Below are 12,311 nucleotides of genomic sequence, written 5' to 3'. Positions count from 1 at the left end.
TCAGGTTCTCTCCGTTTTGCTTAACCACATTTCATCCATACCGCCCCCCCGAATATGCATCGGATAAACGTGTTCGGTTCCATCAACAATCACATCCATAAAGACAAGGCGGTTGTTTTTAACGTGCTCAAGCGCTTGTGCGAGCTTCGTTTCCAGCTCGGCCGGATCGGTCACTCGCATCCCAACATGGCCATAAGCTTCAGCAAGACGAACAAAATCCGGCAGCGATTGCATATAGGACTGCGAATGACGGCCAGAGTAAATCATATCCTGCCACTGCTTCACCATGCCGAGGTAGCCATTATTCAGGTTCAGCACAAGAACCGGCAGCTCATACTGCAGTGCGGTAGACAGCTCCTGAATGTTCATCTGAATACTGCCGTCTCCGGTCACGCAGACGACGGTTTCATTCGGCAGGGCCAGCTTCACGCCCAGCGCGGCAGGCAGACCGAAGCCCATGGTGCCTAAGCCACCCGAGTTGATCCAGTGACGCGGTTTATCAAACGGGTAATACAGGGCGGCAAACATCTGGTGTTGGCCCACGTCTGAGGTTACATACGCCTCACCCTTCGTCAGTCGCCACACCGCTTCGATGACCGCCTGCGGCTTAATGTTTTCGCTCTGCGTGTCATATTTCAGGCACTGACGCGCTCGCCACTGTTCAATCTGCTGCCACCAGTCGCGGATCTCATCCAGCGGCTGGGTCGCGTTCTCCTGGGTCAGCAGATCCAGCATCTGTTCCAGAACCTGACGAGCATCACCGACGATCGGCACATCAGCCGACACCGTTTTTGAAATGGACGTCGGATCGATATCAATGTGCAACACGGTGGCGTTCGGGCAATACTTCGCCAGATTGTTGGTGGTACGATCGTCAAAACGCACGCCGACGGCAAAGATCACATCGGAGTGATGCATCGTCATGTTGGCTTCATAGGTACCGTGCATACCCAGCATGCCGAGCGCCTGGCGGTGAGTGGCGGGAAACGCCCCCAGCCCCATCAGCGACGACGCCACAGGAAGGTTGAGTTTTTCAACCAGCTCACGAAGCTGGGCTTCACAGGCTGCGTTGATCGCCCCGCCGCCGACATAGACGACCGGTTTTTTGGCTGCCAGAAGCGTTTGCAACGCCCGCTTGATCTGTCCTTTATGCCCCTGCGTTGTCGGATTGTAAGAACGCATGCTCACCGAGTCAGGCCAGACGTACGGCAGCTTGTTTGCCGGGTTCAGAATGTCTTTAGGCAGATCGACCACCACCGGTCCCGGGCGCCCGCTTGCTGCCAGCCAGAAGGCTTTTTTCAGTACGCCGGGAATGTCTTCGGTTTGCTTGACCAGAAAGCTGTGCTTCACAACGGGACGGGAAATCCCGACCATGTCACACTCCTGAAAAGCATCGTAGCCAATCAGCGAGGTTGCTACCTGCCCGGAGAGGATCACCAGCGGGATAGAGTCCATATACGCCGTCGCAATGCCGGTAATGGCGTTTGTCGCGCCGGGGCCGGACGTGACTAAGACCACGCCCACTTCACCCGTCGCACGCGCCAGACCGTCGGCCATGTGTACAGCCGCTTGCTCGTGACGTACCAGAACATGGTCAATGCCCCCTACCGTATGCAGCGCATCATAAATATCCAGGACCGCGCCGCCAGGGTAGCCGAACACTTGCTTTACGCCCTGATCGATCAGCGACCGCACGACCATTTCCGCGCCAGACAACATCTCCATGCTTTGCCTCCAGGCATTTTGTTATAGACGGACTGCCGAATTCATTTCCGCACCGTCTTACGATCGGGATGAACCAATCTTATATTTTGCAGAGTGTTCTTTACCTTAACCGCTCGTTATGAGGCAGGCAATTAGCAAACCCGGGGAGATAAACGGTGCGTAAAGCAGAAAAAGCAGCCGTTAACTGAAGATATGGTTAATTCCTCTGGGAATAGAGGACGGTGTGATAAATCATCGCTGAAAAGCGTGGCAATGCAGGAAATCATCTATTTTTGCGTACCGAAGAGCGGCCCGAAAAAAAGCATCACAGAACAAAATAGTAATTATCTATAAAAACTCAGGATAAATCACACAATCCGATGCGATTTATCCTGATGCGTTTACCGGCGGCAGATACCGACCAGCAACTCTTCCATCCACTGGTGTCCTTTATCCCTTCCGGCCGCTTCATGCCAGGAGAGATAGCAGGTTCGGCTATTTAATTTAAGCGGCAGAGGCAAAATTTGCAGATTTAACGGGTCAGAAAACTCTTCTGCCAGCCAGCGCGGTGCAATCGCCACCAGATGTGTTTGGGAGACAACATTTAATACGCTGACCATAGCCATCCCCTGATAAGCCACGCTCGCCTGCTTATCCGCAGAGTCATACCATGGCAGGCTAAAGGAAGCATATCTGTCGAGGGCAACAACGGCATGCTGCTCGTTATAGACATCATTTTCGCGTAGTGGATATTTCAGCCGAGGATGATTTTTACTGGCCACCAGAACCATTTCATCTTTAAACAGCGGTACGCAGGAAAATTCAGGACGACGGAACTCTTCATACCCCAGGACGAATTCAATCTCCTGATAGCGTAACTGATGCTCTGTACTTTGGTTCAGGGATGATTTAAAAACCAGATGGATATTTGGCGCGATCTCTTCGACTTTATTATAGATAATCGAGGTTAAATAATTATCTAATGGACTGCAGACACACAGATGAAATGTGCGCTCGCTGCTTAAAGGTTCAAAGCCCGATCCCGGAAGCTCGTTTTGTACCAGCTGCAACGCCTGACGGATTGAGCCGAACAGCTGGAATGCGCGCGCAGTAGGCTGGATCCCTCTTCCGTAACGAACAAACAATTCGTCGTTAAACATGACCTTAAGCCTGGCAACGGCGTTACTCACAGCAGGTTGTGACATCCCCAACGCCTGGGCCGCGCGGGTGATATTCTGTTCCTGCATGACAGCATCAAACACCGTCAGAAGATTAAGATCCACCGTGCGTAACTGCGGTTTAATCCCATCAGTAGCTTGAGGTTGTTTAATATTATTTTCTGACACTTCTGACTCCACTGTCACGCTACACTCCCTTTGCTCACGTACGGTAATAATCTCGAAAAATATGATTTATCATGCAAATACGATCAGCGAAAGAGAATTATTTAAAATTCAGAATATATAAAGACGCTATACAAACGAAAAGAAAATAGCGCAAATGATATGTTTGACTTTAGGATTTAAATGAAACCATAAACCAAGCAAATACACAATGACTGCCAGATTAATGATGACTTAAGTATTATTAAACTGTTATCGCCACCGCTCATCAGTTAGTTAATAACATGTTACCTCTGTTCATTTTTTAGCGACGCGTAATAGATTCACCGCAATTATAACTTAATGATAGTAAACCCCTTTATGTACAGAATACTCTCTGTAACGCACGTCACTCATTTTAAACAATTATATTTATTTATTTCTGCAACTGTTTTCTTCAGTCCAAAATTAGACAATTAGTCGGCTCGCAAAAGCCAAAACCAGCACAATTAGCTAAAGTAAAATCCTGCCAGTTCCGCCCGTCGGGTCCGTTTTTATCGTCAGGGGTTGACATCAACTGTCGTATCCAGTACCACTAAAAGCATATTGAATTTAACGGAGCACGATTCATGATTCGCACCATTCGTTTCACCGGTCTACTACTACTAAACGCATCCACTGTGCGCGGTAGACTGGCGGGCGAAATTCAGCGTTGAATCGTCACCAGTAAGACTAAAAACCCGCGCCACTGCGCGGGTTTTTTTATGCTCGTAGCAAGGCGCCCTAAGACTGACAAGGACCTAACCCATGAGCCAGCAAGTCATTATTTTCGATACTACTTTACGTGACGGTGAACAGGCATTACAGGCAAGCCTGAGTGTAAAAGAGAAACTGCAGATCGCGCTGGCTCTCGAACGTATGGGTGTCGACGTGATGGAGGTGGGTTTCCCGGTCTCGTCTCCGGGTGATTTCGAATCCGTCCAGACCATCGCCCGCACCATTAAAAACAGCCGCGTATGTGGTCTGGCGCGCTGTGTAGAAAAAGATATCGACGTTGCAGCCGAGTCACTGAAAGTGGCCGAAGCGTTCCGTATCCATACCTTTATTGCCACCTCGCCCATGCACATCGCCACCAAGCTGCGCAGCACGCTGGATGAGGTGATTGAGCGCGCGGTGTACATGGTGAAACGCGCACGCAACTACACCGATGACGTTGAATTCTCCTGTGAAGATGCAGGCCGTACGCCAATCGACGATTTGGCGCGCGTCGTGGAAGCCGCCATTAACGCGGGTGCCAAAACCATCAACATCCCGGACACCGTCGGCTACACCATGCCGTTTGAGTTCGCCAACATCATCACCGGCCTGTATGACCGCGTTCCAAACATTGATAAAGCGATTATCTCCGTCCACACCCACGATGATTTGGGTCTGGCCGTGGGCAATGCTATCGCCGCCGTCCACGCTGGCGCGCGTCAGGTAGAAGGCGCGATGAACGGCATCGGCGAACGCGCGGGCAACTGTTCGCTGGAAGAAGTGATCATGGCGATCAAAGTGCGCAAGGACATCATGGACGTGCACACCCGCATCAATCACAACGAGATCTGGCGCACCAGCCAGACCGTCAGCCAGATTTGCAACATGCCTATTCCGGCCAACAAAGCGATTGTCGGCACTGGCGCCTTCGCGCACTCCTCCGGTATTCATCAGGATGGCGTGCTGAAGAACCGTGAAAACTACGAAATTATGACCCCGGAATCCATCGGCCTGAACCAGGTCCAGTTGAACCTGACCTCCCGTTCCGGACGTGCGGCAGTGAAGCACCGCATGGAAGAGATGGGCTATAAGGACAGCGATTACAACATGGATCAACTGTATGACGCGTTCCTGAAGCTGGCCGACAAAAAAGGGCAGGTGTTCGACTATGACCTGGAAGCGCTGGCCTTTATTAACAAACAGCAGGAAGAGCCAGAGCACTTCCGTCTGGATTACTTCAACGTGCAGTCCGGATCCAGCGACATCGCCACCGCCTCGGTCAAGCTGGCCTGCGGAGATGAAATTAAAGCAGAGGCAGCTAACGGTAATGGACCTGTCGATGCGATTTACCAGGCCATCAACCGCGTTACCGAGTACGACGTTGAGCTGGTCAAATATGACCTGACGGCCAAGGGCCATGGCAAAGATGCACTGGGCCAGGTCGACATTGTTGTGACCCACAATGGCCGCCGCTTCCATGGCGTGGGTCTGGCGACCGATATCGTTGAATCCTCCGCGAAAGCGATGGTGCATGTGCTGAATAACATCTGGCGCGCCGCCGAAGTCGAAAAAGAGTTGCAACGCAAAGCTCAGAATAAAGAGAACAACAAGGAAACCGTGTAATGTCGAAGAATTACCATATTGCTGTGTTACCGGGCGACGGTATTGGCCCGGAAGTGATGGCACAGGCGCTGAAAGTACTGGAAGCCGTTCGCGCGCGTTTTGCGATGAAAATCACCACCAGCCACTACGATGTGGGCGGTATTGCGATTGATAACCACGGTACGCCACTGCCAAAAGCGACCGTGGAAGGCTGTGAAAATGCCGATGCCGTGCTGTTTGGTTCCGTCGGTGGTCCAAAATGGGAACACCTGCCGCCAGCAGAGCAGCCAGAGCGCGGCGCGCTGCTGCCGCTGCGTAAACATTTCAAACTGTTCAGTAACCTGCGTCCGGCGAAGCTGTACCAGGGTCTGGAAGAGTTTTGCCCGCTGCGCGCCGATATCGCCGCTAACGGTTTCGACATTCTGTGCGTACGTGAACTGACCGGTGGGATCTATTTCGGTCAGCCAAAGGGGCGCGAAGGCAGCGGTCAGCATGAAAAAGCGTTCGATACCGAGGTGTATCACCGCTTCGAAATTGAACGTATCGCCCATATCGCGTTTGAGTCGGCGCGCAAACGCCGCCATAAGGTGACCTCGATTGATAAAGCGAACGTGCTGCAGTCTTCCATTCTGTGGCGCGAGATCGTCAGCGAAGTCGCTAAACAGTACCCGGACGTTGCGCTGTCGCACATGTACATCGACAACGCGACCATGCAGCTGATTAAGGATCCGTCCCAGTTTGACGTGCTGCTGTGCTCCAACCTGTTCGGCGATATTCTTTCTGACGAGTGCGCGATGATTACCGGCTCGATGGGCATGCTGCCATCCGCCAGCCTGAATGAAGAAGGCTTCGGCCTGTACGAGCCTGCGGGCGGCTCCGCACCGGATATCGCCGGCAAAAACATCGCTAACCCGATTGCGCAGATCCTCTCTCTGGCCCTGCTGCTGCGCTACAGCCTGGATGCAGGCGATGCAGCAACCGCAATTGAAAACGCCATTAACCGGGCGTTAGAAGAAGGCGTTCGTACCGGTGATTTAGCACGCGGCACGGCGGCAGTCAGTACCGATGAAATGGGCGACATTATTGCCCGCTATGTCGCTGAAGGGGTGTAATCATGGCTAAGACGTTATATGAAAAGTTGTTTGATGCGCACGTTGTCTACGAAGCACCAAACGAAACCCCACTGCTGTATATCGACAGACATCTGGTACACGAGGTGACCTCTCCTCAGGCATTTGACGGCCTGCGCGCGCACAAGCGTCCGGTACGCCAGCCGGGTAAAACCTTCGCGACGATGGATCACAACGTTTCCACCCAGACTAAAGACATTAACGCCTCGGGTGAGATGGCGCGTATCCAGATGCAGGAGCTGATTAAGAACTGCAATGAATTTGGCGTTGAGCTGTACGACCTGAACCATCCGTATCAGGGCATCGTCCACGTGATGGGCCCTGAGCAGGGGATTACCCTGCCGGGCATGACCATCGTCTGCGGTGACTCGCATACCGCAACCCACGGCGCGTTTGGCGCTCTGGCGTTCGGGATTGGCACTTCCGAGGTGGAACACGTGCTGGCGACGCAGACCCTGAAGCAGGGTCGCGCCAAAACGATGAAGATTGAAGTGAAGGGCAAAGCGGCACCAGGCATTACCGCGAAAGATATCGTGCTGGCGATTATCGGTAAAACCGGCAGCGCAGGCGGTACCGGCCACGTCGTTGAGTTCTGCGGCGACGCTATTCAGGCGCTGAGCATGGAGGGTCGCATGACCCTGTGCAACATGGCCATTGAGATGGGTGCCAAAGCCGGGCTGGTCGCGCCAGATGAAACGACCTTTAACTATGTGAAGGGCCGTCTGCACGCGCCGAAAGGGCAGGATTTTGACGACGCGGTAGCCTACTGGAAAACCCTGAAAACCGACGACGGGGCAACGTTTGATACCGTTGTCACGCTGCAGGCAGAAGAGATTGCCCCTCAGGTGACCTGGGGGACCAACCCGGGTCAGGTGATTTCCGTCAACGACGCCATTCCCGATCCGGCTTCCTTCGCCGATCCGGTCGAGCGCGCCAGTGCGGAAAAAGCGCTGGCCTATATGGGGCTGAAGCCCGGCGTGCCGTTGACCGACGTGACCATTGATAAGGTGTTTATCGGCTCCTGCACCAACTCCCGTATCGAAGATTTGCGTGCGGCGGCAGAGATCGCCAAAGGCCGTAAAGTCGCGCCGGGCGTGCAGGCGCTGGTCGTTCCAGGCTCCGGTCCGGTGAAAGCCCAGGCGGAAGCCGAAGGTCTGGATAAGATCTTTATCGAAGCAGGCTTCGAGTGGCGCCTGCCAGGCTGTTCCATGTGTCTGGCCATGAACAACGATCGCCTGAATCCGGGTGAGCGCTGTGCCTCCACCAGCAACCGTAACTTTGAAGGCCGTCAGGGCCGCGGTGGGCGCACCCATCTGGTCAGCCCGGCAATGGCCGCCGCTGCGGCAGTCACCGGCCATTTCGCCGACATTCGCAGCCTGAAATAAGGAGACAATCATGGCAGAGAAATTTACCCAACATACAGGCCGGGTTGTCCCCCTGGACGCCGCGAACGTCGATACTGACGCCATTATTCCTAAGCAGTTTTTGCAGAAGGTGACGCGTACCGGTTTTGGCGCGCACCTGTTCAACGACTGGCGTTTCCTGGACGACAAAGGCGAAGTGCCTAATCCGGAATTCGTTCTGAACTTCCCGGAATACAAAGGTGCCTCCATTTTGCTGGCGCGGGAAAACTTTGGCTGCGGCTCGTCGCGTGAGCATGCGCCCTGGGCGTTGACCGACTACGGCTTTAAGGTGGTTATTGCCCCAAGCTTTGCGGATATCTTCTACGGCAACAGCTTCAACAACCAGCTGCTGCCGGTGACGCTGAGCGATGAGCAGGTCGATGAATTGTTTGCGCTGGTTAAGGCCAATCCGGGCATGTCGTTTGAAGTTGATCTGGAAGCGGAAGTGGTGAAAGCCGGGGATAAGACCTACAGCTTCAGCATTGATGCGTTCCGCCGTCACTGCATGCTGAACGGTCTGGACAGCATTGGTTTGACGCTGCAGCACGAAGACGCCATCTCAGCGTATGAGAAAAAACAGCCTGCGTTTATGGGCTAAAGGCAATGGCCCGCGAAATGCGGGCCATTGATAAGGGTGCGTTGAGGCTCAACCACTCTGGAGAGGCGGGGAAACTTCCCCGCCCATACCGCTAACGTTTTGCTTCGTAAGCCAACACTGCCGCCATTTCTGTTTTCTCCTGTCTGAAATGCAATTCACACAACGAATCACGGACCATCCAGGTGAAGATCAACAACGTCGTACAGATCAGAAATAAACCTAACAGCAGAGTACGTTTTGGCATTCCAGCCTCCTTATTGCTTTTCGGCAATGAAGAGACTAACCTCGCAATGTTGGTTGTGAAGTTGGTCTCCCCATCAATCTTTTGATGTGGGACTCTCCACTGTTTGCCTCTTGCGAAAGCCTGAGGCAAACAGCCTCAAGCACCCGCCACGCACTCTATTCCCCTTCGTGATCTCTGTCAGAATGTCGTTCCAATTTGTGAAGCCGTCTTCCAGAATCACACGTCTTTTACCCGGCAGGTCAGCAGGAGCGTCACAACGGATATCGCCGCAATCACCCAGTAAACCGACGTATGGCCATAGCTTTGCGCCAGCGCGCCCTGGATCACACCGGCCAGAATCACCCCGGTTGAAATACTGTTCGTAAAGAGCGTCGTGGCCGATCCCGCGCGTCCGGGCATCAGATCCTGAAACCAGAGCATGCCAATTCCGGCGACGATCCCAATGAACACGGCATTAAACAGCTGCAGCGCCAGCAGCGCTTCGCGCGAGTGGAATAAGATCAGCCCAAGATAAAACAACACCCCGGCAGCAACCGCAACCACCATCATTTTGCGTTTACCGAAACGCTTAACGTAATAGCCCGCCAGAATCATTGCCGGAATTTCCAGCCCGGCAGCGGTCCCCATTAAGATCCCCGCAAGCTTGTCCGGTAAGCCCAGATCGCTGCTGATCCACAGCGGCATGTCGATGATGTACATGGTGTTGCAGGTCCACATCAGCGTGGAGGCAATAAACAGCATACGGACGTTCTTGTCCTGCCAGCCGCTCACCTGGGTGAGAGGCTTGTCCGTTGTCTGTTCGACGCGCGCCACGGATGGCAGCGCGAAGGCTATCAGCGCCAGGCTGATGACAAAAATCCCGGCCGCGATGGTGAACATGGTGGTAAAGCCGTAGTTCAACGCCAGCATAAAGGCCAGCGGCGGACCAATGACCCACGCCAGCGAGAGCTGGGCACGCATCACCGAGCTGAACATCACCACTTCCCGCGCCGAGCTATCCGCATATTCCCGCGCCAGCGCAAACAGCTGCGGCATGGCGGTATTCGCCAGCGATGCCAGCAGCACGCCGCAGGTAATGAGCGTCAGGTAATGACGGTTGAAAGCAAAGAGCAGTGCGTTACCCACGGCCATGGCGCAGCAAAAGAGGATCAGCTTGCGGCGATCGCCCTGGCTGTCCGATCGTTTCGCCAGCGCGAGGCTGACCAGGATCCCGGCAATCGCGTTAACGGTATAAAACAGCCCTACCCAAAACGGCTGCGCCCCCACCTCGCGGCTGAGAAACAGGCTCAGCGTCGGCGCCTGCAGCGCCCCCGCCACGCCCATCATAAAGGCCACCAGCATAAAAGCGACATACACGCCGTTCAGGCGTCGCCCCATCGTCATCAACCACAGCATGCGCAAGTCCTTGTGAAAGCGAATCGAAATTGGGTGAAAGAATAAACGAAAAAAGCCAGCAAAAACATTTTGCTGGCGGGTGATAAGCACCAATACTCAGTCACACATGATCGAGGCGAGTCAGCGAGAAGAGGCCGGTTTCGTAACGTCCCACTGCATCAGTTCTTCTAACATTTTCAGCCGTTGCTCTGCACACTGGCGGGCCAGCCAGGACGATCCTTTTGTCGCTGAAAAGTACTGCTGATAAAACTGACGTGCGGTAGACCTCTTCATCATTTACCTCCTCGCTTCATCGGGAAGCATTATTGGCCTAATATAGGGATTAATAAATTGCTGGTTTTTTGTCAGGAGTTCCCCTTTTATGCCTTCCGGTCGTCTGCAGCAACAATTTATCCGCCTCTGGCAGTGCTGCGAGGGGCAATCGCAGGAAACGACGCTCAACGAGCTGGCCGACCTGCTTAGCTGTTCCCGCCGTCATATGCGTACGTTGCTCAATACCATGCAGCAGCAGGGCTGGTTAAGCTGGGAAGCGGAAGCGGGACGCGGGAAACGCTCGCGACTGACCTTTCTCTACACCGGGCTTGCATTGCAGCAGCAGCGTGCAGAAGACCTGCTCGAGCAGGACCGCATCGATCAGCTGGTCCAACTGGTGGGCGACAAAGCCGCCGTGCGCCAGATGCTGGTTTCCCATCTCGGACGCAGTTTTCGTCAGGGCCGACACATTTTGCGGGTGCTCTACTATCGGCCAATGAAAAATCTGTTGCCCGGCACGGCGTTACGCCGCTCAGAAACCCATATGGCCCGGCAAATCTTCAGCGGCCTGACGCGGATAAATGAGGAAAACGGGGAACTGGAGGCGGATATCGCGCACCACTGGCAGCAGCTTTCCCCGCGCCACTGGCGCTTTTTCTTACGCCCTGGCATCCACTTTCACCACGGTCGCGAGCTGGAGATGCACGACGTCATCGCCTCTCTGGAACGCGCCCGCAGGCTGCCGCTCTACTCGCATATTTCGCGCATCCACTCCCCTACGGCCTGGACGCTGGATATTGAGCTGTCGCAGCAGGACAAGTGGCTTCCCTGGCTGCTGGGCTATGTACCGTCGATGATTTTGCCCGGCGAGTGGGAATCGATGAACAATTTTGCCAGCCTGCCAATTGGCACCGGCCCCTACGCCGTGTCCCGCAATAACAGCAATCAGCTGAAAATCCGCGCGTTCGATGACTACTTTGGCTATCGGGCGCTGATCGACGAAGTGAACGTGTGGGTATTGCCGGATCTCAATGAAGACCTGAGCTGCGGGCTGACGCTGGAAGGCCCCACCACGGGAGAAAAGGCCGTGGAGAGCCGCCTGGAGGAGGGATGCTACTATCTTCTCTTTGACCGCCGCACCCACCGCGGAGCAAACCAGGACGTCCGGAAGTGGATCAGCCACGTGTTGTCCCCTTCCAATCTGATCTACCATGCGGAAGCGCAGTACCAGACATACTGGTTCCCGGCGTACGGCCTGCTTCCGCGCTGGCACCACGCCCGCCCGTCGCACTGCGACAAACCCGCAGGGCTGGAGTCCATCACCCTGACCTACTACCGCGAGCATGTTGAGCATCGTTTTATCGCGAGGATCATGACCCGCCTGCTGGCAGCCGAGGGGGTCAGGCTGGACATCAGGGAAGTGGACTATGACGAATGGCATCAGGGGGAAATCGCCAGTGATATCTGGCTCAACAGCGCTAATTTTACCCTGCCGCTCGATTTTTCCCTTTTCTCGCATTTGTATGAAGTCCCGCTGATCCAGCACTGCATCGACCGTGACTGGCAGCAGGATGCCGCCCTGTGGCATGCGGGCGAGATGAATCTTGCCGTGTGGTGCCAGCAGCTGCTGGCCGAGCAGGCGATCGTCCCGTTGATCCACCACTGGCTGATGATTCAGGGCCAGCGCAGCATGCGTGGCCTGCGGATGAACACCCTGGGCTGGTTTGATTTCAAATCCGCCTGGTTTGCGCCCCCGGAGCCATAACGCTTTCGTAATATTCACCAAATCATTACAATAGCGCCGTTCTCAACGGGGTGCTGCATCACAGATGTGCGCTGAGATAATACCCGTCGAACCTGATCCGGATAACGCCGGCGAAGGGATTTGAGGCTGTCGCTCAAAAT

11 protein-coding genes and 1 riboswitch are annotated in these 12,311 nt (G+C 54.5%); of the genes, 6 read left to right on the top strand and 5 right to left on the bottom strand.

The window, feature by feature from the left end; all coding sequences use genetic code 11:
- Window positions 1–1,725: an acetolactate synthase 3 large subunit gene (gene ilvI, locus V1572_RS06455; RefSeq protein WP_045907791.1), complete on the bottom strand. Its 1,725-nt coding sequence runs from the start codon at window positions 1,723–1,725 to the stop codon at window positions 1–3.
- Between the two features lie 380 nt (window positions 1,726–2,105).
- The gene (gene leuO / locus V1572_RS06450) at window positions 2,106–3,068 is read right to left on the bottom strand and encodes a transcriptional regulator LeuO (RefSeq protein WP_275430302.1); all 963 of its coding nucleotides are present in this window, start codon (window positions 3,066–3,068) and stop codon (window positions 2,106–2,108) included.
- 587 nt (window positions 3,069–3,655) lie between these two features.
- Here leuO and leuL point away from each other — a divergent pair.
- From leuL to leuD, 5 genes are all read left to right on the top strand, one after another.
- Window positions 3,656–3,742, top strand: a complete 87-nt coding sequence (leuL, locus tag V1572_RS06445) for a leu operon leader peptide (RefSeq protein ID WP_071530973.1) — start codon at window positions 3,656–3,658, stop codon at window positions 3,740–3,742.
- 91 nt (window positions 3,743–3,833) lie between these two features.
- Window positions 3,834–5,405, top strand: a complete 1,572-nt coding sequence (leuA, locus tag V1572_RS06440) for a 2-isopropylmalate synthase (protein ID WP_008501997.1) — start codon at window positions 3,834–3,836, stop codon at window positions 5,403–5,405.
- A complete protein-coding gene (leuB, locus tag V1572_RS06435; RefSeq protein WP_023310385.1) occupies window positions 5,405–6,496 on the top strand; it encodes a 3-isopropylmalate dehydrogenase in 1,092 nt (363 codons plus the stop codon). Before leuA ends, leuB begins: the two co-directional genes overlap by 1 nt.
- Before the next feature lie 2 nt (window positions 6,497–6,498).
- A complete protein-coding gene (gene leuC, locus V1572_RS06430) occupies window positions 6,499–7,899 on the top strand; it encodes a 3-isopropylmalate dehydratase large subunit (RefSeq protein WP_008501999.1) in 1,401 nt (466 codons plus the stop codon).
- A gap of 10 nt (window positions 7,900–7,909) precedes the next feature.
- The gene (leuD, locus tag V1572_RS06425) at window positions 7,910–8,515 is read left to right on the top strand and encodes a 3-isopropylmalate dehydratase small subunit (RefSeq protein ID WP_023616037.1); all 606 of its coding nucleotides are present in this window, start codon (window positions 7,910–7,912) and stop codon (window positions 8,513–8,515) included.
- 91 nt (window positions 8,516–8,606) lie between these two features.
- On the opposite strand, the gene V1572_RS06420 is transcribed toward leuD, so the two are convergent.
- The 3 genes from V1572_RS06420 to sgrT all read right to left on the bottom strand — a co-directional run bounded on the left by V1572_RS06420 (window position 8,607) and on the right by sgrT (window position 10,427).
- On the bottom strand, window positions 8,607–8,759 hold the full coding sequence (locus V1572_RS06420; protein ID WP_045907789.1) for a Hok/Gef family protein: 153 nt from the start codon (window positions 8,757–8,759) through the stop codon (window positions 8,607–8,609).
- A gap of 216 nt (window positions 8,760–8,975) precedes the next feature.
- Complete coding sequence (locus V1572_RS06415; protein ID WP_395299797.1) at window positions 8,976–10,154, bottom strand: sugar efflux transporter; 1,179 nt, start codon at window positions 10,152–10,154, stop codon at window positions 8,976–8,978.
- A gap of 120 nt (window positions 10,155–10,274) precedes the next feature.
- On the bottom strand, window positions 10,275–10,427 hold the full coding sequence (sgrT, locus tag V1572_RS06410) for a glucose uptake inhibitor SgrT (protein WP_045907787.1): 153 nt from the start codon (window positions 10,425–10,427) through the stop codon (window positions 10,275–10,277).
- Between the two features lie 88 nt (window positions 10,428–10,515).
- Between sgrT and sgrR the strand changes: the two genes are divergently transcribed.
- On the top strand, window positions 10,516–12,171 hold the full coding sequence (gene sgrR, locus V1572_RS06405) for an HTH-type transcriptional regulator SgrR (RefSeq protein WP_048225627.1): 1,656 nt from the start codon (window positions 10,516–10,518) through the stop codon (window positions 12,169–12,171).
- Window positions 12,172–12,207: 36 nt separating this feature from the next.
- A riboswitch (TPP riboswitch) is annotated at window positions 12,208–12,308 on the top strand.
- Window positions 12,309–12,311: the final 3 nt, after the last annotated feature.

The sequence above is a fragment of the Enterobacter quasiroggenkampii genome (genome assembly GCF_043972695.1).
In the GTDB taxonomy this organism is placed as follows: Bacteria; Pseudomonadota; Gammaproteobacteria; order Enterobacterales; family Enterobacteriaceae; genus Enterobacter; species Enterobacter quasiroggenkampii.
Note: the sequence above shows the minus strand (reverse complement) of the source record. Positions and strands in the feature narration are given on the sequence as shown.

Coding starts and splice junctions, on each gene's coding strand:
- ilvI (WP_045907791.1), bottom strand. CDS start 1,725: ATGGAGATGTTGTCTGGCGCGGAAATGGTCGTGCGGTCGCTGATCGAT.
- leuL (WP_071530973.1), top strand. CDS start 3,656: ATGATTCGCACCATTCGTTTCACCGGTCTACTACTACTAAACGCATCC.
- leuA (WP_008501997.1), top strand. CDS start 3,834: ATGAGCCAGCAAGTCATTATTTTCGATACTACTTTACGTGACGGTGAA.
- leuB (WP_023310385.1), top strand. CDS start 5,405: ATGTCGAAGAATTACCATATTGCTGTGTTACCGGGCGACGGTATTGGC.
- leuC (WP_008501999.1), top strand. CDS start 6,499: ATGGCTAAGACGTTATATGAAAAGTTGTTTGATGCGCACGTTGTCTAC.
- leuD (WP_023616037.1), top strand. CDS start 7,910: ATGGCAGAGAAATTTACCCAACATACAGGCCGGGTTGTCCCCCTGGAC.
- V1572_RS06420 (WP_045907789.1), bottom strand. CDS start 8,759: ATGCCAAAACGTACTCTGCTGTTAGGTTTATTTCTGATCTGTACGACG.
- V1572_RS06415 (WP_395299797.1), bottom strand. CDS start 10,154: ATGCTGTGGTTGATGACGATGGGGCGACGCCTGAACGGCGTGTATGTC.
- sgrT (WP_045907787.1), bottom strand. CDS start 10,427: ATGAAGAGGTCTACCGCACGTCAGTTTTATCAGCAGTACTTTTCAGCG.
- sgrR (WP_048225627.1), top strand. CDS start 10,516: ATGCCTTCCGGTCGTCTGCAGCAACAATTTATCCGCCTCTGGCAGTGC.